The following is a 22074-nucleotide window of genomic DNA, read 5'->3' on the forward strand; positions in this document are numbered from 1 at the left end:
GCCGGCTCCCGCAGGAGGTCAGCGGCCTGGTCTTCACGGTGAACTCGTTCTCGGGCCAGAAGTTCACCGAGGTCGCCAAGGCCTACTGCCGTCTCATCGACGCCGCGAGCGGCGAGGAGCTGGTCCGCTTCGACCTCACCAGCGCCGAACCGCAGACCGGCGTGATGATGGCGAAGCTGATCCGCCAGTACTCCGGCGAGTGGGAGATGACCGCCATGGGCGACTTCGTCAAGTCCCGCACGGTCCGCGGCATGGTGAAGCCGGCCGCGCAGGCGCTGTAGGCGACGGGGCCGCCTGGGGGCGCCCGGCCGCGGGCGCCCCTAGACCTGCCCCAGTCCCTCCATGAGCAGAAACAGGTACCGCCGTACGGCCGTCCCGTCCACCTCGTCGGCCGCCTCGGCCGCCGTCACCACGCCGCGCAGCAGCCGCAGCACCTCGACCGGCTCCACGTCGGCCCGCAGCGCACCGGCTTCCTGCGCGGCCCGCACCAGCCGGGTCGCCGCGCCGCGCACACAGTCGCCGCACGCGGGTCCACCGCCGGTGACGGCCGTACCGAGCAGCGCCTTGAGGCCGCGCACCTGGAGCATCCCGACGGCCAGCTCGTCGAGCCACGCCACGAGCGCCGCCCCGGGCGGCCGGGCGGCCGCGATCACGTCGGCGCGCGCCGCGATCGCCTCCAGGCGCTCCAGGTAGGCGGCCTCCAGCAGCGCCTGCCGCGTCGGGAAGTGCCGGTAGAGGGTGCCGACGCCGACCCCGGCACGCCGGGCGATGTCGTCCAGGGAGGCACCCTCCCCGTGCTCGGCGAACGCCTCCGCCGCCACCGCCAGCAACCTCTCACGATTACGCCGGGCGTCCGCCCGCATGGGCCTGACCTGCGCCACAGCCCCTCCCTGCACAGCGGGCAACCTTCCGGGCACCCTACCGCGCGTGCTCGTCCCGGGCGTCCCAGGGCCAGTCGGCGTCCCGGCCGGCCTCGAGCAGCGGAACCATCCGGAACGCGGCGTCGGAGAGCCCGCCGAAAGTGTGCCGGTTCGCCCGGCCCGAGGGACCGTGGCCCGCCCGGTACCCGGCCAGGTTCCAGGTGTAGACGGGCACGTGCGCCGGGACCTGCTCGGTCGGGTCGCCGCGCCTGCTGTACGTGTACTGCTCGTCGGTGACGATCAGCACCCGGTCGTGCTTCTTGTAGTGGCGCCGCACCGCCTCGGTGGTGTCGGTGCCGCCGAGGTCGCCGAAGCGCTCCAGGACCTTCAGCACCGACTCGCCCTTGCGGTACGTCACGCGGTTGCTCGACGAACCGAACTCGACCAGGTCCGCGTCGGCCGCCCGCAGCGCCAGCGCCGTGCCGAAGACCGCGGCCGCGTCGGCCCGGGTCAGCTCGGAGCGGTCCGACATCCGCGAGTAGAACATCGAGCCCGACCGGTCCACGAGGACCAGCGTCCGGCCGCCCAGCGCGGGCACGTTGGCCAGCGAGTGGCCGAGCGCCCGCTCCAGCGGGTACGACCAGCGCAGCGACGGCGCGTGCCGGTAGGCGGCGAGGTAGCGGAAGGGGAACTGCCGCGAGCGCGCCACCTCGGCCGGGTCGCTGATCCGCGCCGCGACCCGGGCAGCGACCTCGTCCGAGACACCGGACTCGTCGAAGTTCCGCAGGTTGCGGACGAGCGCCATCGCTCCCATGGACGGGATCACCGCTTCCCAGGCGGCCTTGTCCATCGGCCCCTGGAGCCAGCCGGCCAGCATCTCCCACGTGATGCCCGCCGCCGCGAGCCGCTCGGCACCGTCGGGTGCCGTGACCACCGCTCGCCGCTCGGGGGCGGGCAGCGCCATCAGCTCGCGGTGCGCGGTCAGGACGCGGTTCGAGGCGGGCGGCACCGCGGTGTCCGGGTGGTGCCGGCGGTCGAGGGCGTACTGGAACAGCTCGCCCTGCCACGGCTTGTCGGGGTCGGGCGCCGCGTGCACCAGGTTGAGGATGTCACCGAAGCGGTAGCCCTTGGACGCGGTGTCGTACTTCAGCAGCGACTTGCCGTGGTAGAGCCGCCGTACGGCGTCGGCGATCCCCCGCTTGACCGGCTTCGGCACGGCGCGGCCGTACGTCGCGGTCCAGTACGCGAGCAGTTCACCGGGCTCGTCGGGACGCCGCAGCACGGAGGCGACGACCTGCCGGTTCGCCGGTCCTTCGGTGACACCGTGGTCGAGCCGCGCCTTGACGTACTCGGCGGCGCCGACGATCGAGGCGGTGCGCAGGTTGCCCTCGCCGCGCAGCCAGCCGAGCAGGCCGGCCGTCCAGGAGGGGTCGGCGACCGCGAGTTCGCGCACCAGCGTGGCGAAGCGGTCGTCGCGGGCGGCGCCGGACTCGTAGAAGGTCTGCTGGGAGACGAAGTTGGCGACCGCGAGCAGGTAGAGCTCGGAGCGCGCGTCGCGCTCGGTGCCCCGGCCGCCCTCGCAGGTGCGCAGCACGCGGCCCGTCGAGGTCACGCGCGAGGTGGGCCGCGCCTTCGCGGTCCTGGTGTTGAAACGCGCCATGGTGAATTCCCCCGAATTCTCGAAAGCCCGAAATCTCGAACATTTCCGGAGGGAGGCACGGCAGCGTAAGGGTGCCCGAGGTCGAAATCGGCGACGGGACTGTGCGGATGCTCTGCCGAATTGAGCTACACCGACCCGAAGTCGATGACGGGATTCGAACCCGCAACCGTCCGATCAAAGGAAGTATCCGCTGCCTGCGCACCGGGCACCCTTCGACTGCTGGGCCTCCCGAGATCAAGTGGGCGGCGGCATGGGATTCTTTTGAGAGAAGAAGTAGCCGCGGCCCGCGCACCGGGAGGTGCATGAAGTTGTGGGTGTCCAGAGTTCAGGTCGGCGGAACCGACAAGGTGCTCCAACCCCTGAGCTACACCGGCGCGTTGTGCCGGTGACGGGACTCGAACCCGCGACCGCCCCATTATCAGTGGAAGTAGGTCCTGCCTTCGCACCTGGACGTTCATCACTCTAAAAGGGCGGCCGCCGTTCGGGCGAGCGAATTAGTTACCGGCGCTTCTGGCGCTTCCACGGCCCCGTGATCGCCAGCATGATGCCCGGCGTCTGGATGTTGGCGTAGAGGGTCCGGCCGTCGGGCGAGAAGGTGACGCCGGTGAACTCGCTGTACTCGGGGTCGTCCTCGGTGCCGAGGTTCAGTTCGTTGCGGGCGATGGGGTAGGTGCGTCCGCTGTCGGTCGCGCCGAAGAGGTGCTGGACGCCCTCGCCGTCCTCGGCGATGACCAGGCCTCCGTACGGGGAGACGGTGATGTTGTCGGGCCCGTCGAAGGCGCCGTCGGCGGACGGGTCGGCGTTGACGCCGAGCAGGACCTTGAGCGTCAGGGTGCGGCGCTTGGGGTCGTAGAACCAGACCTGCCCGTCGTGCGGGCGGCCCGGGCTCTCGTCACGGGCGTAGGAGGAGACGATGTACGTGCCGCCGTCCGCCCACCACATGCCCTCCAGCTTGCGGGCGCGGGTGACCTCCCCGGCGGCGAACTGCTTGCGCACCGCAGTGGTCCGCGCGTCGCGGTCGGGGACGTCGACCCAGTCGACACCGTAGACCGTGCCGGTCCTGGTCGCCCGGGAGAGGTCGTCGACGAACCTGCCGCCGGAGTCGAAGCACTTGAAGGCCTGGAGGACCCCGGCGTCGTCGGCGAGGCCGCGCAGCCGCCCCCGGCCGTGCCGGAAGTGCTCCGGCGGGGTCCAGCGGTAGAGCAGGCCGTTGGGTCCCGAGGCGTCCTCGGTGAGGTAGGCGTGGCCGCGCCTGGGGTCGATGACGACGGCCTCGTGGGCGTAGCGGCCGAGCGCCTTGACGGGCTTGGGGTCCCGGTTGGCGCGCCGGTCCTCGGGGTCGACCTCGAAGACGTAGCCGTGGTCCTTGGTCATCCCCTCCTCGCCGGCCCTGTCCTCGGTCTCCTCGCAGGTCAGCCAGGTTCCCCACGGAGTGCTGCCGCCGGCGCAGTTGGTGGCGGTGCCGGCGATGCCGACCCATTCGGCGACGTGGCCGCCGCGCCGGACCTCGACGACGGTGCAGCCGCCGGCGGCGGCCGGGTCGTAGACGAGGCCCTCGGCGAGCGGGACGGGGTGCGGCCAGTCGTCGCGGTGGCCGCCGAGTTCGTGGTTGTTGACGAGGAGCGTGGTGCCGCGCGGGCCGTCGAAGGCGGCGGTGCCGTCGTGGTTGGACGGGGTGTACTCGCCCGACTCCAGCCTGGTCCGCCCGGAGTAGGTGATGATCTCGTAGCGGAAGCCGGCGGGCAGCGCGAGGATGCCGTCGGGGTCGGGGATCAGCGGCCCGTAGCCGACGCCGCCGTGGTGGTGGTCGTGGTCGCTGCCGTGCTCGTCCGCCGCGCTCTCGGCCTCCGTGGACGCGAGGGCGTTCGGGGCGGTGGCGAGGGCGCCGACGCTGCCCGCCAGTGCCACTCCGGCGCCGGTGAGCGCGGATCGACTGGCGAAGTCCCTGCGGGTGAGCGACATGGTGTCTCCTGTGACGGTGGGCGTGCCGTGGAGGGGGGCGGACCTCGGTCCGGCGTCACGGTTCCGCCCGTCGCTGAACAGGGATCCCGCCCGTCACTGAACGGGAGTTGAACTGGCGGAGACCTCTCCGGGCACGCCCGCGCCGCGCCGCTCAGCCGCCCTGCTGCGACCGCGCCTTGAACGCCGCCTTGCGGGCCTCCTTGGCGATCTTCTTGTCGGGGTGCAGCCGCCCCATCGCCTCCAGGACGTCCGGTGTGGCGGGGTGCTCGACCCGCCAGGCCGTGTCGAAGAAGCCGCTGTGCTGCCGGGCCAGGCCCTCCACCAGGCCCCGGAGTTCCTCGGAGTTGCCCTCGGCCGCGAGCTGTGCGGCGAGGGTGTCGACGGTCAGCCAGAAGACCATCTCCTGCGGCGGCGCGGGCACGTCCCGAGCACCGTGCTCGGTGAGCCACACCCGGGCGAGGCCGCCCAGTTCGGCGTCGTCGAGGACCTCGCGCAGCGCGGGTTCGGCCTCCGTGCCGACGAGCGAGAGGGCCTGCTGGCAGCGGAGCCGGCGCAGGGGTGCTCCGGGGTCGGAACCGCGGGCCGCCGCGAGGAGTTCGCGGGCGGCGTCCAGCGGGCTCCGCCCGGCCAGCCACAGTTCGGTCTCGGCGTGCGCGGCGGCGGGCGGGAAGGGGGCGGTGCCGTCGAGGAGCGCGTCGGCGCCCTTGTCGGCCAGGTCACCGACGGCGGGTGCGTCGAAGCCGGCGTCCAGCAGCCGGGCGCGCAGTCCGTACAGTCCCAGCGGGGTGAGCCGCACCATGCCGTAGCGGGCGACGTCGGTCTCGTCGACGGGTGCCGCGGGTTCCTCGTCGGCGTCGGCCATCAGGGCCTCGTCGACCGGCTGGTACTCGACGAGCCCGACCGGTTCCAGCATCCGGAACTGGTCGTCCAGGCGCATCATCGCGTCCGACACCTGTTCCAGGACCTCGTTGCTGGGCTCGCCCATGTCGCTGGGCACGATCACGGAGGCGGCCAGCGCGGGCAGCGGCACCGGCGCCTCGCCGGGACCCTCCTCGCCGACGGTGAGGAGGTAGAGGTTGCCGAGCACGCCGTCGAGGAACTCGGCCTCGGCCTCCGGGTCCCAGTCGAGGGAGGACAGGTCGACCTCGCCGCCCTCGGCCATGGCGTCGACCAGGTCGTCGAGGTCGGGGACGCTCGCGTCGGCGAGGACGGCCTCCAGGGCGGTGACCCACAGCCCGAGCACGTCCTGCGGCGAGCCGCCGGTCAGCAGGGCGAGGTCCTCGCCCGCGGCGACGGTGCCCGCCTCCTCGTCGGTGATCTCGACGAGCCCGGTGTCCACGGCGATCCGCCATGCCTCGCTCGCGTACGCCGCGGCGTCGTCGCCGGTCAGTCCGAGCTGCTCGGCGGCGGCCGGCAGCTGTTCCTCGACGAGCCCGCCCCCGGCGTCGACGCGGGTGTCCGCCCCGGCCCAGCGGGCCAGCCGCGCGGCCCGGGCGAGGACCGGCGTGGACAGTGCCTCGCGGGCCAGCTCCGCTTCGGTGCGCAGCCGTGCGGGCGGCAGGGTGGAGCTGTCTGACATCGGCTGTTTCTCCTCGCGCGCCTTGACCGCCGTACGGCCGAATCCGGATGCCGTACGGCTCGACGGCCCAGCCTAGACGGGTTTCCACCCATGCCGCCCGGTTCATCTCCCCGTCGGGCGGCGTACATGGCCGAAACCTTGACAACGCGCGTGGCCAGGCACGAGATTGACGCGCGTAGAAAGCGGGGGAAGAGCGGGGGGACACGTGTGTGACGCGGGTCCGTGCGCCCTGTGGCCCCCGCCGTCCACCCTCGTCCCGGCGCCACGTCACGTCCCCGGAGGGATCCCGTTGGCCAGCAAGTCCTCCAAGCGCCTCGCCGCGCTCACCGTCGCCGCAGTGTGCTCGGCGGCGTCCACCGTCGTCCTGACCTCGCCCGCGCGGGCCGGCTCCGCCTCCGAAGGCCCGGTGCGGGTCCACGACGTCCAGGGCACCACCCGTCTGTCGCCGTACGCGGGCAAGCAGGTCGCGGACGTGGCCGGAATCGTCACCGGCGTCCGCGGCTACGGCTCCTCCAAGGGGTTCTGGATCCAGGATCCGCGGCCCGACGCCGACCCGGCCACCAGCGAGGGCGTCTTCGTCTTCACGAACGCGGCCCCGGCGGTCGCCGTCGGTGACGCGGTCACCGTCTCGGGCACGGTCTCGGAGTACGTCCCGGGCGGCACGTCCTCGGGCAACCAGTCGCTGACGGAGATCACCCGCCCGACGGTCACCGTCGTCTCCGGGGGCAACCCGCTCCCGGCGCCGACCACCCTCTCCGCGCGCTCCGTGCCGCGCGCGTACGCCCCCGAGGGCGACCCGGCGGCGAACGGGTCCGTCAACGGCCTGCGGCTGCGCCCCGACCGGTACGCCCTGGACCGCTACGAGTCGCTGGAGGGCATGACCGTCCGGGTCGCCGACGCCCGGGTGGCCGGCGCCTCCGACCCGTACACCGAGCTGTGGGTCACGGTGAAGCCCTGGGAGAACCGGAACCGCCGCGGCGGCGCCGTCTACGGCTCCTACGACGCCCAGAACACCGGGCGGCTCCAGATCCAGTCGCTCGGCAAGCCGGCCGACTTCCCCGACGCCAACGTGGGCGACACGCTCGCCGGCACCACCGCGGGGCCGCTCGACTACAACCAGTACGGCGGCTACACGCTGGTGGCGAGCGAGATCGGCGCCCTGGAGAGCGGGGGCACCGAGCGTGAGTCGACCCGCCCGCAGAGCGACCGGGAACTGGCGGTGGCGACGTACAACGTCGAGAACCTCGACCCGTCGGACGACACCTTCGCCGCGCACGCCGACGCGATCGTGCACAACCTGAAGTCGCCCGACATCGTGTCCCTGGAGGAGATCCAGGACAACAACGGCGCCACGGACGACGGCACGGTGGCCGCCGACGCGACGGTCGGCAGCCTGATCGACGCGATCGCCGCGGCCGGCGGCCCGCGCTACGAGTGGCGGGGCATCGACCCCGTCGACAAGGCGGACGGCGGCGAGCCCGGCGGCAACATCCGTCAGGCCTTCCTGTTCAACCCCGCGCGGGTCTCGTTCACCGACCGCCCGGGCGGCGACGCGACCACCGCGACGGGCGTGCGCAGGGTGCGCGGCGAGGCCGAGCTGAGGCACTCCCCGGGTCGGGTCGACCCGGCGAACCCGGCCTGGGAGAACAGCCGCAAGCCGCTGGCGGGCGAGTTCGTCTTCCGCGGCCGCACCGTCTTCGTCGTCGCCAACCACTTCAACTCCAAGGGCGGCGACCAGGGCCTGACGGCGCAGTACCAGCCGCCGTCGCGCTCCTCGGAGACCCAGCGGCACCTCCAGGCGAAGGCCGTGAACACCTTCGTCAAGGACATCCTCTCCGCGCAGCGGAACGCCGACGTCGTCGCGCTGGGCGACATCAACGACTTCGAGTTCTCGCAGACCGCGCGCGTCCTGGAGGACGGCGGCGCCCTGTGGTCGGCGGTCAAGTCGCTGCCGAGGAGCGAGCGTTACTCGTACGTCTACCAGGGCAACAGCCAGGTCCTCGACCAGATCCTGGTCAGCCCGTCGATCCGGTGGGCGGGGCGGCTGTCGTACGACAGCGTGCACGTGAACGCCGAGTTCCACGACCAGGTCAGCGACCACGACCCGCAGGTGCTGCGGTTCCGTCCGTGACCTGAGCCGTGGTGGGGCGGGTTCAGCGGGGTACGAGGCCGAGGGCGTGGTCGTAGCGGGCGACCGTACTGCTCTTCAGGCCCGGCCAGTTCTGGACCCGCCGCCACGCGGCCGTCGCCGAGCCGATCCCCGCGCCGGGTGCGGCGAGGGCGTCGATGTGGGCCTGGGCGCTCTCCCACTCCGCGTAGTTGAGGACGCGGGTGCCGTCGGTGCTGAGGTGGAAGTGGGCGGAGATGCCGCCGGAGTGCTGCTCCGGATCGCTCTCCAGTGCCTCGAAGACGGCGTCGACCCAGGCGCGCTGCCGGTCGGGGTCGGGGCTCTCGAACTCGATGTCGACGATCACGACGCACCCGGGGACGGGCGCGGTCCCGTTCTCACGGGTGCCGCTGCGGTAGCGCCGGTACCGGCCGAGGCCGAGCCGCTCGATGCCCGGTACTGCGGTGTCGATCTCGTCGACGCGCTCCTGCCGGTGGGTCTTCGTGAAGGCCTCGTAGGCGTGCTCGCTCGCCCACTGCGAGTGGTGGAGCAGTGTGGTGCCGTCGTGACCTGTGTAGACGTGGTAGCCGAGCAGGCCGTCCGCGGGCCAGGGACGGCGCTCCCAGGTGCGGGCGACGGCTTCGACGGTGCGGCGCTGCCGTTCGGGGGTGCCCACCCGCCAGGTGCTGAAGAGGGGCGACTGGACGTCGGGACGGTCGAGTACGGGGTGTGCGTCGGTACGGCGGGTCATGCCGGCCTCCACTGGTCGGTGGTCGTCGGGTGCACGCACCACCCTGTGACCTCGACCTTGGTTGAGGTCAAGTGCCGCCCGGTGCCGCCACGACGGCCGGTACGACGCGAGCGACGAGGGGCACCCCGTGGGCGGTGCCCCTCGTCGCTCGCGTGCCCGTGCGTGCCGTGGTTCAGCGGTGCCCCTGGTGGCGGTGGCGCAGCACGCCCGCCGTGGCCAGGGCGCACGCCGCCGCGCCGGCGACCAGCAGTACCCGCGGATGCCCCAGCCCCGTCCGTACGGCGCCGCGCGCCCGGTCCGGCACGTGCTCCTCGGCGGAGTGACCGGCCCGGCCCGCCTTGTCCTGCACGGTGTGGCCCGCGTGCGAGGCGGAACTGCGCAGTTGCACGGTCATGGCGCCGGCCTTGTCCCGCAGGTCGGCTGCCCGGGCCTTGGCGCGGCCCTTCACGTCCGCCTTCCCCGCCAGTTCCTCCACGGTGTCACCGAGCTGGCTGCGGGTCTGTTCGATCTGCCTGCGCAGTTCGTCGGGGCCCTTGGCCCCGGTGGGCTGCGCGGTGGAACCGGTCCTCGGGCGGTCCCCGCTCGTCGCGTCGGTCATCGATGCGCCCTTTCCCTGATCTGGTCCACGTCGGCCCTGACACTGCCGAGGGCCTCCTCGGGCTTGGGGGGTACGGCTCGACGGAGCTGGGCGCGACCGGTCGCGGCGAGGATGCCGGCGATCACGAAGAGCGCCGCCGTCACGATGAGCGCCGCGGCCCACACGGGCAACACCAGCGAGAGCGCGGCGGTGGCCGTGCCGGCGAGGGCGAACAGGCCGACGTACGCGACGGCGCCCGCGGCACCGAGCATGCCGCCGCCGCGCCCCGCACGCTTGCCCTTCTCCGCCAGCTCCAGCTTGGCGAGGGACACTTCCTGGCGCACGAGCCGGGAGAGCTGCTCGGTGGCCTGATTGACGAGTTCGCCCACGGAATGGTGCTCGTCGTGCACCGGCCTGGTGTGCATGGTTCCGGTCACGGTGTACCTCCTCCTCTCGGTTGGAAGCACCCCGGGTACCCCGCGCCGCCGGGCGCTACCCCTGCCCTGGTCCCCGGCCGGTCCGCACTCCATTCCTACAGTATTTCTTACGCATATCTCGTAGAAAAATTAAGTGGAGCTACAGCGTCGGGCTGCCGACACTACTCCCATGACGACAGACGGCGACCGCCCCGTTCCTCCCCCCTTCGGCCGTGCCCTGTGCGCGATGATCACGCCCTTCACCGACTCCGGGGCGCTGGACCTCGACGGCGCCCAGCGGCTCGCCGACCGGCTGGTGGCGGCCGGCTGCGACGGCCTGGTGCTGTCCGGCACCACGGGCGAGTCGCCGACCACCACGGACGCCGAGAAGTCGGCGCTGGTGACGGCGGTGCGGGAGGCGGTCGGCAGCCGTGCGGCACTGGTCGCCGGGGTGGGCACGGCGGACACGCGGCACACCGTCGAGCTGGCCCTGGCCGCGGAGAAGGCCGGCGCGGACGGACTGCTGGTGGTCGCGCCGTACTACAGCCGACCCCCGCAGGACGCCCTGGAGGCGCACTTCAGGGAGATCGCGGACGCCTGCGGACTCCCCCTCGCCCTGTACGACATCCCCGGCCGCACCGGCACCCGCATCGAGCCCGACACTCTCGTCCGCCTCGCCGACCACCCGCGCGTCGTCGCCGTCAAGGACTGCTCCTACGACCTGCTGGGCACCCAGAAGGTCATGTCCCGCACCGGTCTGGCGTACTACGCGGGCTGCGACGAACAGATCCTCGCCCTGTACGCGCTCGGCGCCGCCGGCTACGTCAGCACGGTCGCGAACGTCGTCCCGGGACTGTTCCGCGCCCTCCTCGACGCCTTCGACGCGGGGGACACCGGAGGGGCCGCACGCCTCCAGCGCCGGGCGCTCGCCCTGATCGAGCCGATGATGGCGGCGGGCCTGCCCGGCACGGTCACCACGAAGGCGCTGCTCGGCGCGCTGGGCCTGCCGTCCGGCCCGGTCCGCGCACCCCTGCGGGCCGCGGACCGGGAGACGACCGCCGCACTGCTGGCGGCCTGGCGCGGACTGACGTCCGGGGCGGCTCAGTTCCAGGCGTAGCCGTCGCCGAACAGCAGGGTGTGCTCCAGCACGTCCTCCGCCGGGTCGTCGATCTGCCCGACGTGGACGTTGAGGAGCCCGACCCGGGGGCCGTTGTGCGAACCGGTCGTCGTCTCGTCGGCGTGCGCGGCCCCCGCCGGAACCCAGCACACCAGCACGGCGGCCCCCGTCCCGGCCAGCCAGCGCGCCATGGTCCTCGCCCGCTCGTTCGTCATACCAGGTCCTCGTCTCGTCGGATCGGCGTCTGATCGGACTCTGCGTCCACCCGTTCATCCGCCAAGTCCGCCGCGAGGTCACGCGCCGTCATCCGTACGTGCGGGGGCGCGCGGGGTCACGATCGCGCGAACGCCCCCTACGGCACCAGGTCGCGCGCCGCCGAGAACGCGTCCGTGGGCTCGTAGTAGGCGTTCCAGACCTCCACGGGGGCCTTCTTGTACACGAGGAGGAACTGGGTCATCAGGTCCTCCATGGAGGTGGGGTGCGGTTCCTCCTCGTCGTCGATGAACCGTCTGAGGACGGGCTCGATCAGGTTCTCGCCCTGGTCCAGGGCGTCCCGCAGGTCACCGATGCGGGTCATGTCCTGCGTGTTCAGGAAGTGCACCAGGTCCCTGCGGTCCACGGGCGGCACGGGGTCCGAGTCGCCGAGCAGCGGCCAGCCGATCCGGTGGGCGACCTGCCGCACCCGCGCCACCAGGGGGTCCTCCCGGATCCACGCCGTCACGGAGTCGACGTTGACCTCCAGGTCGTAGGTGCCGCTGCGCACCTCGCGGACGTAGTCGGCGGAGATCCGCTGCCCCTCGAGCCTGATCTTCGAGAACTCCTCGTCCGCCAGCTCGAAGAGGGCACTCAGCCGGAACAGGCGCCGCCGCAACTCCCTGGGGCTGTCCTGGGACTTCTTGTAGTCCAGCTTGTGGTTGACCGCGGCCCACGCGTGCTGCAGCGCCGTCCGCACCTGGATCTCCGCCTTGCGGCCGGCGAACTCCTGCCACTCGAGAAGTGAACTCCGCTTCTCGGCCAGCTCCAGAACCAGATGGAACGACGCGTACCCGAACTCGTTGTCCGCGAGCTCCGCCTGCTTGTCACCGCTGTGCTCCTCCAGCACGGAGAACTCCCGCCGGATGATGCTCGCGATCCTTTCGACGTCCTCCACGTAGTACGCGATGATGCGGATCCCCGCCAGATCCGTCACCTCGGCCAGCGGATCGCCGTACTTCCCGCCCTTGCGCTGGATCTTCTCCGTGAAACTCGCGACGTCCTTGGCCCTGCCCTCCATCTGCACGTACTCGATGCCGTACGTGTCCAGCACCAGCGCGAGCAGATCCTGGAGCTTCTCGCAGTACCGCTCGTACGTGTCGCGCACCGCCGAGTAGGCGGCGGTCCAATCCGTCCCGGACCCCGTCTCCTCCTTCACGCACCCCTCCCCCGTGTGACTGGACGTCACATCCTCCCAGAGGACCCCGGCCCCGGACGGCGCTTCCCCCCAGAACCACGAGAGCGCCCTCCCGAACGGCCCGGAGACCGTCCGCGGGGGCGCTGCCCGGGGACCGGGTCGGGTCAGTTGTGGCTGTGGAGGATCTCGTTCAGGCCGCCCCACACCGCGTTGTTCGGGCGGGCCTCGACCGTGCCCGTGACCGAGTTGCGGCGGAAGAGGATGTTGGAGGCGCCGGAGAGTTCGCGGGCCTTGACGACCTGGCCGTCGGGCATCGTCACGCGGGTGCCCGCGGTGACGTAGAGGCCCGCCTCGACCACGCACTCGTCGCCGAGCGCGATGCCCACGCCCGCCTCGGCGCCGACCAGGCAGCGCTCGCCGATGACGATGCGCACGTTGCCGCCGCCGGAGAGGGTGCCCATGGTGGAGGCGCCGCCGCCGATGTCGGAGCCGTCGCCGACGACGACGCCGGCGGAGATGCGGCCCTCGACCATCGAGGTGCCCAGGGTGCCCGCGTTGAAGTTGACGAAGCCCTCGTGCATCACGGTCGTGCCCTCGGAGAGGTGCGCGCCGAGGCGGACGCGGTCGGCGTCGGCGATGCGCACGCCCTTGGGGGCGACGTAGTCCGTCATGCGGGGGAACTTGTCGATCGAGGTCACCTGGAGGTGCAGGCCCTCGGCGCGGGCGTTGAGGCGGACCTTCTCGATGTCGTCGACGGCGACCGGGCCCAGCGAGGTCCAGGCGACGTTGGCGAGGTGGGCGAAGATGCCGTCCAGGCTCTGGCCGTGCGGCTTGACCAGGCGGTGGGAGAGCAGGTGCAGGCGCAGGTAGACGTCGTGCGTGTCGACCGGCTTCTCGTCCAGCGAGGAGATGACCGTACGGACCGCGACCACCTCGACACCGCGGCGGGCGTCCGGACCGACCGCGGCGGTCGCGCCGGCGCCGAGAAGGTCGGCGGCCTGTTCGGCCGTGAGGCGCTGGGTGCCGGACGGGCCCGGCTCGGCGGACAGTTCGGGGACCGGGAACCAGGTGTCGAGGACGGTGCCGTCGGCGGCGATGGTGGCGAGCCCGGCGGCCACGGCGCCGGTGGTGCGGGGAGCAGTCGTGTCGGTCATGAGGGCAACCTAACCGGCCGCCGCCCACCGATGCGAGCCGACCCCGCGGCCGTCTCGCCCCGCGGTCACCGGCCCGGTGGGGTCGGTGGGATCACCCTGGCCAGTACCTCCCGCGTGTACTCCTCGTCGTAGGGCGTGTCCGTCAGCAGCACCTGGAGGCAGACGCCGTCCATCAGCGCGACCAGCGCCCGCGCCGTGAGCGGGTCCGTGCGGTGGGAGAGCAGGCCGGCGACGTCCTCGGCCCACTCCGCCGCCACCGGACGCAGGGCGGGGCGGCGCAGCGCGGCCAGGTACAGCTCGTACTCCAGCTCCACGCCCGTGCGGTCCCCGGCCAGCCACTCGCCGAGCACGCGGGCCAGTTCGCCCGGCAGGTCGGCATCGGGATCGGACAGACCCGGGTGCGCGGCCACGACCTTGGCGAAGCCCTCGTTGGCCTGGCGCAGGGCGGCGACCAGCAGCTCGTCCAGCGTCGCGAAGTGGTACGTCGTCGAGCCCAGCGGTACGTCCGCCTCGGCGGCGGCCGTGCGGTGGCTGAGGCCGGCGATGCCCTTGCGGCCGACCACCCGGATCGCCGCGTCGATGAGGCGCTGGCGCCGCTCGGGGTCGTAGCGGCGGGACATCAGTGCGCGCCGCCCAGGTTGAGGACGACGACCCCGATGATGATCAGCGCGATCCCGGCGGCCTTGGTGAGCGTCATCCCCTCCCCCATGAACGCCACCCCGATCGTGGCGATGGCGGCGGTGCCCACGCCCGCCCAGATGGCGTAGGCGGTGCCGACGGACAGCACCTTCAGGGTCTGCGCGAGCAGCGCGAAGGAGAGCACGTACCCGAGCGCCGTCAGCAGCGAGGGGACCAGCCTGCTGAAGCCCTCGCTGTACTTCATGGCGGTGGTTCCGGCGACCTCGGCGGCGATGGCTCCGGCCAGGAGCAGATATCCCATGTGTACGAGCGTACATAACGGAGGGACCGACGGCACGAGAACGGCGACGCCCGATGGGCGTCGCCGTTCTGGAGAGCGGTGCGGCTCAGACCGTCTCAGACGTTGAACCCGAGCGCCCGCAGCTGCTCGCGGCCGTCGTCCGTGATCTTGTCGGGGCCCCATGGCGGCATCCAGACCCAGTTGATGCGCAGCTCGTTGACGAGGCCGTCCGTGGCGGACTTGGCCTGGTCCTCGATCACGTCCGTCAGCGGGCAGGCCGCCGACGTCAGGGTCATGTCGATGGTCGCGATGTTCGCGTCGTCGATGTGGACGCCGTAGATCAGGCCCAGGTTGACGACGTCGATGCCCAGCTCGGGGTCCACCACGTCCAGCAGGGCCTCGCGGACCTCTTCCTCGGAGGCAGGCTTCATTTCCACGGTCTCAGTCATGCCGTCGTCTCCTTCTCGGCGTCGGCGCCGTCCAGCGCCTGGGCCGTCGCGTCCTTCCAGGCCATCCAGCTCAGCAGGGCGCACTTGACCCGGGCCGGGTACTTCGAGACCCCGGCGAACGCGACCGCGTCCTCCAGGACCTCCTCCATCTCGTCGTCGGGCTCGATCCTGCCCTTGGACTGCATCAGCTCCAGGAAGGTCTCCTGGATCCGCTGCGCCTGGGCGAGGTCCTTGCCGACCAGCAGGTCGTTCAGCACGGAGGCGCTCGCCTGGCTGATCGAGCAGCCCTGTCCCTCGTAGCTGACGTCACTGATCGTCGTGCCGTCGTACTTCACACGGAGGGTGATCTCGTCGCCGCATGTCGGGTTGACGTGGTGGACCTCGGCGTCGCCATCCCGCAAGCCCCGCCCGTGCGGGTGCTTGTAGTGGTCCAGGATGACTTCCTGGTACATGGAGTCCAGCTTCATGCTCTTCGCTCGTCCCGTCAGCCGAAGAAGTTCCGTACGTGCTCCAGACCGTCGACCAGTGCGTCGATCTCGGCCGGCGTGGAGTACAGATAGAACGACGCTCGCGTGGTCGCAGGAATTCCGTAGCGCAGGCAGACGGGGCGGGCGCAGTGGTGGCCGACCCGGACCGCGATGCCCTGCTCGTCGAGGACCTGGCCCACGTCATGCGGATGGATGTCGCCGAGCGTGAAGCTGATCGCCGCGCCGCGCTCCTCGGCCGTGGTGGGGCCGATGATGCGCAGGTCGGGGACGTCCAGCAACCGCTTGACCGCGTACTCGGTCAGCGCGTGCTCGTGCGCGAGGATCTTGTCCATGCCGATCGACTGCAGGTAGTCGATCGCCGCGCCCAGACCGACCGCCTGCGCGACCGGGGGCGTGCCCGCCTCGAACTTGTGCGGCGCCGGGGCGTACGTGGAGGAGTGCATCGAGACGGTCTCGATCATCTCGCCGCCGCCGAGGAACGGCGGGAGGTCCTCCAGCAGCTCCTGGCGGCCCCACAGGACGCCGATGCCGGTCGGGCCGCACATCTTGTGGCCGGTGAAGGCCACGAAGTCGGCCTGGAGGGCCTGTACGTCCAGCGGCATGTGCGGCGCGGCCTGGGAGGCGTCGACGCACACGAGCGCGCCGACCTCCTGGGCGCGGCGCACGATCGCCTCGACCGGGTTCTGGGTGCCCAGGATGTTGGAGACCAGCACGAAGGAGACGATCTTCGTCTTCTCGGTGATGACCTCGTCGATGTTGGACAGGTCGAGGCGGCCGTCGTCGGTCAGGCCGAACCAGCGGAGCTTCGCGCCGGTGCGCTGCGCGAGCAGCTGCCACGGCACGATGTTGGAGTGGTGCTCCATCTCCGTGATGACGATCTCGGTCTCGTGGTCCACGCGGTACGGCTCGTCGGCCCAGCCCAGCATGTTGGCGACGAGGTTCAGCGACTCCGAGGCGTTCTTGGTGAAGATCACCTCGTCCCGCGAGGGCGCGTTGACGAACTCCGCGACCTTGTCGCGCGCGCCCTCGTACAGCGCCGTGGCCTCCTCGGCGAGGACGTGCACACCGCGGTGGACGTTGGCGTTGTAGCGCTCGTAGTACTCGCTGAGCGCGTCCAGCACCTGCCGCGGCTTCTGGCTGGTCGCCGCGTTGTCCAGGTACACGAGCTTGCGCCCGTCGTGGACCTGGCGGTCCAGGATGGGGAAGTCCTTGCGGATCGCCTCAGTGTCGAGGAGGCCCGGCAGCTGTGTCACTCGGATGCGCCACCCTTCGTGTATGCCTCGTAGCCCTCGGCCTCGAGCTTGTCGGCCAGCTCGGGGCCGCCGGACTCGGCGATCCGGCCGTTGGCGAAGACGTGGACGTGGTCGGGCTTGATGTAGCGCAGGATGCGCGTGTAGTGGGTGATCAGCAGGGTGCCGACCTCACCGGTCTCGCGGACGCGGTTGACGCCCTCGGAGACGACGCGCAGGGCGTCGACGTCGAGGCCGGAGTCGGTCTCGTCGAGGATCGCGACCTTCGGCTTGAGCAGCTCCAGCTGGAGGATCTCGTGGCGCTTCTTCTCACCGCCGGAGAAGCCCTCGTTGACGTTGCGCTCGGCGAAGGCGGGGTCCATGTTGAGGTTCTGCATGGCCTCCTTGACCTCCTTCACCCAGGTGCGCAGCTTGGGGGCCTCGCCGCGGACGGCGGTGGCGGAGGTGCGCAGGAAGTTGGAGACCGAGACGCCGGGGACCTCGACCGGGTACTGCATGGCGAGGAAGAGGCCGGCGCGGGCGCGCTCGTCGACGGACATCTCCAGGACGTCCTCGCCGTCGAGCAGGACGGTGCCGCTGGTGATCGTGTACTTGGGGTGACCCGCGAGGGAGTAGGCGAGGGTCGACTTGCCGGAGCCGTTCGGGCCCATGATGGCGTGCGTCTCGCCCTGCTTCACGGTGAGGTCGACGCCCTTGAGGATCTCCTTCGTGGCGTTGTCGGCCTCGACGGTGACGTGCAGGTCTCGGATTTCAAGCGTTGCCATGGGTGCCTCAGGACTCCTGGGTGAGGGAGACGAGCACGTCGTCCCCTTCGATCTTTACGGGGTAAACGGGGACGGGGCGCGTCGCCGGAAGACTGTCGGGCTTGCCGGAACGGAGGTCGAAGCGCGAGCCGTGCAGCCAGCACTCGATGTGGCAGTCGTCGACCTCGCCCTCGGCCAGCGAGACGTTCGCGTGCGAGCAGATGTCGTGGATCGCGAACAGCTCGCCCTCGGTGTGCACGACGGAGATCGGCGTGCCGTCGAGTTCCACCCGCTTGGGGGTGTCCTCCTCCAGCTCGTCCGCTCCACAGACGCGTACGAAGGTCATGCGACCGACGCCTCCAGCTCTTCCTCGATCTTGGCGATCAGGCGCTCCTCGATGTCCGGGACACCGATCTGCTGGACGAGTTCGGCGAAGAAGCCGCGGACCACCAGGCGGCGGGCGTCGATCTCGGGGATGCCGCGCGCCATCAGGTAGAAGAGCTGCTCGTCGTCGAAGCGGCCGGTGGCGGAGGCGTGGCCGGCGCCGACGATCTCGCCGGTCTCGATCTCCAGGTTGGGCACCGAGTCCACCCGCGCGCCGTCCGTGAGGACGAGGTTGCGGTTCATCTCGTAGGTGTCGGTGCCCTCGGCCGCTGCCTCGATCAGCACGTCGCCGATCCAGACCGCGTGCGCGTCGTCGCCCTGGAGCGCGCCCTTGTAGACGACGTTGGACTTGCAGTGCGGGACGTTGTGGTCGACCAGGAGGCGGTGCTCCTGGTGCTGGCCGGCGTCGGTGAAGTACAGGCCGAACAGCTCGGCCTCGCCGCCGGGTCCCGCGTAGGCGACGCGCGGGTGCAGCCGGACCAGGTCGCCGCCGAAGGTGACGACGAAGGACTTGAAGCCGGCGTCCCGGCCGATCAGCGCGTTGTGCTGGCCGACGTGCACGGCCTTGTCGTCCCAGTCCTGGACGGAGACGACGGTCAGCTTGGCGCCGTCGCCCAGGACGTAGTCGACGTTGGCGGCGAGCACCGCGTCACCGGTGTGGTCGATGACGACCACGGCCTCGGCGAAGGCGCCCAGCTCGACGACCTGGTGGGCGTAGGCGGTGCCGCCCTCGCCGTGCACGGCGATGCGGATCGGCTCGGTGAGGACCGTCTCCTTGGGGACGGTGATCACACCGGCCTTCTCGAACGCCGAGTACGCCTGGGCGGCGACCCGGTCCACCGGGGTACCGGCCCGGCCGATGCGCGCGTCGTCGCGGCCGACGGTCTCGACGACCACGCCCTCGGGCGCCTCGACGTCGACCTTCACGCCGTCGCCGGTGGCGACCGCGGTGCCGTCGTGCAGCCCGCGCAGCCGCTCCAGCGGCGTGAACCGCCACTCCTCCTCGCGGCCGTGGGGGACCGGGAAGTCCGCCACGTCGAAGGACGCGGGCGCGCTCATGCGCGTGGCGACGGTCGACTCGGCGGCCACCGCGATCTGGCCCGCGGTGGTGGACCCCACGGGGATGTTCTGAGCCTCAGCCATGGCTGTCGGTCTGCTCTCTTCCTGCGTCAAGAAATCGGGGAGTGCTGCGAAGGACGGACCTCAGCCGACCGCGCCTTCCATCTGCAGCTCGATCAGCCGGTTGAGTTCGAGGGCGTACTCCATGGGCAGCTCCTTCGCGATCGGCTCGACGAAGCCGCGCACGATCATCGCCATCGCCTCGAACTCGGTCAGACCGCGGCTCATCAGGTAGAAGAGCTGGTCCTCGGAGACCTTGGAGACGGTCGCCTCGTGGCCCATGGACACGTCGTCCTCGCGGACATCCACGTAGGGGTACGTGTCGGAGCGGGAGATGGTGTCGACGAGCAGCGCGTCGCACAGCACGTTCGACTTGGAGCCGTGCGCGCCCTCGCCGATCTCGACGAGACCGCGGTAGGACGTACGGCCGCCGCCGCGCGCCACGGACTTCGAGACGATGTTGGACGACGTGTTCGGCGCCATGTGGACCATCTTGGAGCCGGCGTCCTGGTGCTGGCCCTCGCCCGCGAAGGCGATGGACAGGGTCTCGCCCTTGGCGTGCTCGCCCATCAGGTAGACGGCCGGGTACTTCATCGTCACCTTGGAGCCGATGTTGCCGTCGATCCACTCCATGGTCGCGCCCTCGTACGCCACGGCGCGCTTGGTGACCAGGTTGTAGACGTTGTTCGACCAGTTCTGGATGGTCGTGTAGCGGCAGCGGGCGTTCTTCTTGACGATGATCTCGACCACGGCGGAGTGCAGCGAGTCGCTCTTGTAGATCGGCGCCGTGCAGCCCTCGACGTAGTGCACGTAGGCACCCTCGTCGACGATGATCAGGGTCCGCTCGAACTGGCCCATGTTCTCCGTGTTGATACGGAAGTAGGCCTGGAGCGGGATCTCGACGTGCACGCCCTTCGGCACGTAGATGAAGGAGCCGCCGGACCACACCGCGCTGTTCAGCGAGGCGAACTTGTTGTCGCCGACGGGGATGACGGTCCCGAAGTACTCCTTGAAGAGCTCGGGGTGCTCCTTCAGGGCCGTGTCGGTGTCCAGGAAGATGACGCCCTGCTCCTCCAGGTCCTCGCGGATCTGGTGGTAGACGACCTCCGACTCGTACTGCGCGGCGACACCGGCGACGAGGCGCTGCTTCTCCGCCTCGGGGATGCCGAGCTTGTCGTACGTGTTCTTGATGTCCTCGGGCAGGTCCTCCCAGGACTCCGCCTGCTTCTCCGTGGAGCGCACGAAGTACTTGATGTTGTCGAAGTCGATGCCCGACAGGTCCGAGCCCCAGTTCGGCATGGGCTTCTTCTCGAAGAGGCGCAGGCCCTTGAGGCGGAGCTTGGTCATCCACTCCGGCTCGTTCTTCTTCGCGGAGATGTCGCGGACGACGTCCTCGTTGATGCCGCGCTTGGCAGAGGCGCCGGCCGTGTCGGAGTCGGCCCAGCCGTATTCGTACTTGCCCAGGCCCTCGAGCTCGGGGTGGGCAGTCTCCGTGGGGAGAGTCATGCGGGGTTCCTCCCGGCCGTGCTTGCAGATGCGTTAGCGGTGTTCTTGGACGTGTGCGCCGCGGGCGGCGCGTGCGAGGTCTTCGGAATGAACGTGGTGCAGACCCCGTCGCCGTGCGCGATGGTCGCGAGCCGCTGTACATGCGTACCGAGCAGCTCGGCGAAAAATTCCGTCTCCGCCTCGCACAGCTGCGGAAACTGCTCTGCGACGTGGGCGACCGGGCAGTGGTGCTGGCACAGCTGCTCGCCCTGCTGCGGATGGGGTGCGCTCCGCGCGGTAGCAGCGTACCCGTCCGCGCTCAGGGCCCTGGCCAGGGCTTCGGTGCGCTCCTCGGGCGGGGCGGACTCGACCGCCTCGCGGTAGGCGCCGCCCTGAGCGGCGATGCGGGCCCGGGCGAAGGCGGCGATCGCCTGCTCCCCGCCCTCCCGCTCGGCGATCCAGCGCAGGGCGTCCACGGCCAGCTTGTCGTACGACTGGTCGAAGGCGTCGCGGCCGCAGTCGGTGAGCGCGAAGACCTTGGCGGGGCGTCCGCGCGTGCGCGTGCCGTAGACCCGCTGCTCGCGTGCCTCGACCACGTCGTCGGCGACCAGGGCGTCGAGGTGGCGCCGGACCGCCGCCTGGGTGAGTCCCAGGCGCCCGGCGAGTTCGGCGACCGTCGACGGCCCGTGGTCCAGGATGGAGCGCGCGACACGGTTGCGGGTGGACCGCTCACCGGTCGCGAGTTCCTCCTGCGGAGCCTCGCCAACGTTTTTCACAACGCCATTGTTGCGTAATTCCTCGGAGGCGGGCAAGCCGCGTCCGGATCTTCCTACGGTGCCCTGCGTCACTTAGGTATACCTAATCTGACCTGCGGAAACGATCTTTGATCGATCAATTCGGTGGCGTTCCGAGCGTGCCTGCGGGACACTCCCCGGCATGCCCACACCCCCTCCGACCGGCCCACTCGTCACCCGCGGCACCATCGCGGCGGGACTGCGCGAGCTGGGTGTGCGGACCGGCGACACGCTCCTCGCGCACACCTCCCTCAGCTCACTCGGCTGGGTCTGCGGAGGGCCGGTCGCGGTGGTCCAGGGACTGCTCGACGCCCTCGGTCCGGTCGGCACGCTGGTGGTCCCGACGCAGACGGGCGACCTGTCGGACCCGGCCCTGTGGACCAGCCCTCCGGTGCCCGAGGAGTGGTGGGACACCGTCCGCACCGCGACGCCCGCCTACGACCCGCTGATCACGCCCTCGCGCGGCGTCGGGGTGATCCCCGAGACGGTCCGCACCTGGCCCGGCGCCCTGCGCAGCGCCCATCCGCAGACCTCGTTCGCGGCCCTCGGGGCGCGCGCCGCCGAGGTGGTCGAGGGCCACGCGACCGACTGCCGGCTCGGCGAGCGCAGCCCGCTGGCCACGCTGGAGGGGCTCGGCGCCCGGGTCCTGCTGCTCGGCGCGGGCTACGAGGCGTGCACCGCCTTCCACCTGGCCGAATACCGAACCCCCTCCCCGTTGGTGGAGGTGGGGCGCCCGGGGCCGGTGGGCTGGGAGCGGGTGACCGAGGTGTCGATCACGTCGGACCGCTTCGACGAACTCGGCCACGACTTCGAACGCGACCGGCCGGTCGCCCGCGGCGCCATCGGCGGGGGCCCCGCACGCCTGTTCCC

General features: G+C 71.2%; 24 protein-coding genes and 1 tRNA gene. 4 read left to right on the forward strand and 21 right to left on the reverse strand.

The features are described 5' to 3' along the window. The coding region (locus tag DMH12_RS25560) for a TerD family protein (protein WP_148107543.1) at window positions 1-281 on the forward strand (281 nt) is incomplete at its 5' end. A gap of 39 nt (window positions 282-320) precedes the next feature. On the opposite strand, the gene DMH12_RS25565 is transcribed toward DMH12_RS25560, so the two are convergent. From DMH12_RS25565 to DMH12_RS25580, 5 genes are all read right to left on the reverse strand, one after another. Then, window positions 321-881, reverse strand: coding sequence for a TetR/AcrR family transcriptional regulator (locus DMH12_RS25565; protein WP_185832525.1), 561 nt, complete (start codon window positions 879-881; stop codon window positions 321-323). Window positions 882-918: 37 nt separating this feature from the next. After that, window positions 919-2520, reverse strand: coding sequence for a TROVE domain-containing protein (locus tag DMH12_RS25570; RefSeq protein ID WP_125493812.1), 1602 nt, complete (start codon window positions 2518-2520; stop codon window positions 919-921). 383 nt (window positions 2521-2903) lie between these two features. Continuing rightward, a tRNA-Ile gene (locus DMH12_RS39205) sits at window positions 2904-2973 on the reverse strand. Between the two features lie 45 nt (window positions 2974-3018). After that, window positions 3019-4482: a PhoX family protein gene (locus DMH12_RS25575; RefSeq protein ID WP_125493813.1), complete on the reverse strand. Its 1464-nt coding sequence runs from the start codon at window positions 4480-4482 to the stop codon at window positions 3019-3021. A 151-nt stretch (window positions 4483-4633) separates the two neighbouring features. Further along, the gene (locus DMH12_RS25580) at window positions 4634-6061 is read right to left on the reverse strand and encodes a hypothetical protein (RefSeq protein ID WP_125493814.1); all 1428 of its coding nucleotides are present in this window, start codon (window positions 6059-6061) and stop codon (window positions 4634-4636) included. A gap of 289 nt (window positions 6062-6350) precedes the next feature. On the opposite strand from DMH12_RS25580, the gene DMH12_RS25585 reads away from it, so the two are divergent. After that, window positions 6351-8192 carry an endonuclease/exonuclease/phosphatase family protein gene (locus DMH12_RS25585; RefSeq protein ID WP_125493815.1) on the forward strand — a complete coding sequence of 614 codons (1842 nt, stop codon included), beginning with the start codon at window positions 6351-6353 and terminating at the stop codon, window positions 8190-8192. 22 nt (window positions 8193-8214) lie between these two features. On the opposite strand, the gene DMH12_RS25590 is transcribed toward DMH12_RS25585, so the two are convergent. From DMH12_RS25590 to DMH12_RS25600, 3 genes are all read right to left on the reverse strand, one after another. Beyond that, window positions 8215-8919 (reverse strand): antibiotic biosynthesis monooxygenase, encoded by a 705-nt coding sequence (locus tag DMH12_RS25590; RefSeq protein ID WP_125493816.1) that lies wholly within the window; start codon window positions 8917-8919, stop codon window positions 8215-8217. A gap of 172 nt (window positions 8920-9091) precedes the next feature. Further along, entirely contained in the window at window positions 9092-9517 is a 426-nt protein-coding gene (locus DMH12_RS25595; protein WP_122614841.1) for a DUF3618 domain-containing protein, read from the reverse strand. Next, window positions 9514-9933, reverse strand: coding sequence for a phage holin family protein (locus tag DMH12_RS25600; protein WP_125493817.1), 420 nt, complete (start codon window positions 9931-9933; stop codon window positions 9514-9516). Before DMH12_RS25600 ends, DMH12_RS25595 begins: the two co-directional genes overlap by 4 nt. Before the next feature lie 169 nt (window positions 9934-10102). Here DMH12_RS25600 and dapA point away from each other — a divergent pair, with 169 nt between their 5' ends. Continuing rightward, a complete protein-coding gene (gene dapA, locus DMH12_RS25605; protein WP_185832526.1) occupies window positions 10103-11029 on the forward strand; it encodes a 4-hydroxy-tetrahydrodipicolinate synthase in 927 nt (308 codons plus the stop codon). Here the strand turns inward: dapA and DMH12_RS25610 are convergent. From DMH12_RS25610 to DMH12_RS25670, 13 genes are all read right to left on the reverse strand, one after another. After that, entirely contained in the window at window positions 11014-11244 is a 231-nt protein-coding gene (locus DMH12_RS25610; protein WP_125493819.1) for a hypothetical protein, read from the reverse strand. The two genes, dapA and DMH12_RS25610, sit on opposite strands and share 16 nt — an antisense overlap. A 137-nt stretch (window positions 11245-11381) precedes the next feature. Next, window positions 11382-12440: a GTP pyrophosphokinase family protein gene (locus tag DMH12_RS25615; RefSeq protein WP_125493820.1), complete on the reverse strand. Its 1059-nt coding sequence runs from the start codon at window positions 12438-12440 to the stop codon at window positions 11382-11384. A gap of 143 nt (window positions 12441-12583) precedes the next feature. Further along, the gene (gene dapD / locus DMH12_RS25620) at window positions 12584-13573 is read right to left on the reverse strand and encodes a 2,3,4,5-tetrahydropyridine-2,6-dicarboxylate N-succinyltransferase (protein ID WP_125493821.1); all 990 of its coding nucleotides are present in this window, start codon (window positions 13571-13573) and stop codon (window positions 12584-12586) included. A gap of 65 nt (window positions 13574-13638) precedes the next feature. Continuing rightward, window positions 13639-14193: a TetR/AcrR family transcriptional regulator gene (locus tag DMH12_RS25625; RefSeq protein ID WP_125493822.1), complete on the reverse strand. Its 555-nt coding sequence runs from the start codon at window positions 14191-14193 to the stop codon at window positions 13639-13641. Continuing rightward, a complete protein-coding gene (locus tag DMH12_RS25630; protein ID WP_125493823.1) occupies window positions 14193-14513 on the reverse strand; it encodes a multidrug efflux SMR transporter in 321 nt (106 codons plus the stop codon). Before DMH12_RS25630 ends, DMH12_RS25625 begins: the two co-directional genes overlap by 1 nt. Before the next feature lie 95 nt (window positions 14514-14608). Next, complete coding sequence (locus tag DMH12_RS25635) at window positions 14609-14941, reverse strand: metal-sulfur cluster assembly factor (protein ID WP_125493824.1); 333 nt, start codon at window positions 14939-14941, stop codon at window positions 14609-14611. Next, window positions 14938-15408: a Fe-S cluster assembly sulfur transfer protein SufU gene (gene sufU, locus DMH12_RS25640; RefSeq protein WP_114531885.1), complete on the reverse strand. Its 471-nt coding sequence runs from the start codon at window positions 15406-15408 to the stop codon at window positions 14938-14940. The genes DMH12_RS25635 and sufU overlap by 4 nt, the downstream gene beginning before the upstream one ends. Before the next feature lie 17 nt (window positions 15409-15425). Then, a complete protein-coding gene (locus DMH12_RS25645) occupies window positions 15426-16682 on the reverse strand; it encodes a cysteine desulfurase (RefSeq protein WP_125493825.1) in 1257 nt (418 codons plus the stop codon). After that, the gene (gene sufC / locus DMH12_RS25650; RefSeq protein WP_114531887.1) at window positions 16679-17443 is read right to left on the reverse strand and encodes a Fe-S cluster assembly ATPase SufC; all 765 of its coding nucleotides are present in this window, start codon (window positions 17441-17443) and stop codon (window positions 16679-16681) included. The genes DMH12_RS25645 and sufC overlap by 4 nt, the downstream gene beginning before the upstream one ends. Window positions 17444-17450: 7 nt before the next feature. Beyond that, a complete protein-coding gene (locus DMH12_RS25655) occupies window positions 17451-17768 on the reverse strand; it encodes a non-heme iron oxygenase ferredoxin subunit (RefSeq protein ID WP_064727285.1) in 318 nt (105 codons plus the stop codon). Beyond that, complete coding sequence (gene sufD, locus DMH12_RS25660) at window positions 17765-18949, reverse strand: Fe-S cluster assembly protein SufD (protein WP_125493826.1); 1185 nt, start codon at window positions 18947-18949, stop codon at window positions 17765-17767. The genes DMH12_RS25655 and sufD overlap by 4 nt, the downstream gene beginning before the upstream one ends. A gap of 60 nt (window positions 18950-19009) precedes the next feature. After that, window positions 19010-20431 (reverse strand): Fe-S cluster assembly protein SufB, encoded by a 1422-nt coding sequence (sufB, locus tag DMH12_RS25665; protein WP_122614852.1) that lies wholly within the window; start codon window positions 20429-20431, stop codon window positions 19010-19012. Further along, window positions 20428-21186, reverse strand: coding sequence for a metalloregulator ArsR/SmtB family transcription factor (locus DMH12_RS25670; RefSeq protein WP_125493827.1), 759 nt, complete (start codon window positions 21184-21186; stop codon window positions 20428-20430). Before DMH12_RS25670 ends, sufB begins: the two co-directional genes overlap by 4 nt. Before the next feature lie 160 nt (window positions 21187-21346). Here DMH12_RS25670 and DMH12_RS25675 point away from each other — a divergent pair. Then, window positions 21347-22074, forward strand: a 728-nt coding sequence (locus DMH12_RS25675; RefSeq protein WP_148107544.1) for an aminoglycoside N(3)-acetyltransferase, incomplete at its 3' end; no start/stop codon positions are given.

This window comes from Streptomyces sp. WAC 04229 (genome assembly GCF_003947455.1).
Taxonomy (GTDB): Bacteria; Actinomycetota; Actinomycetes; order Streptomycetales; family Streptomycetaceae; genus Streptomyces.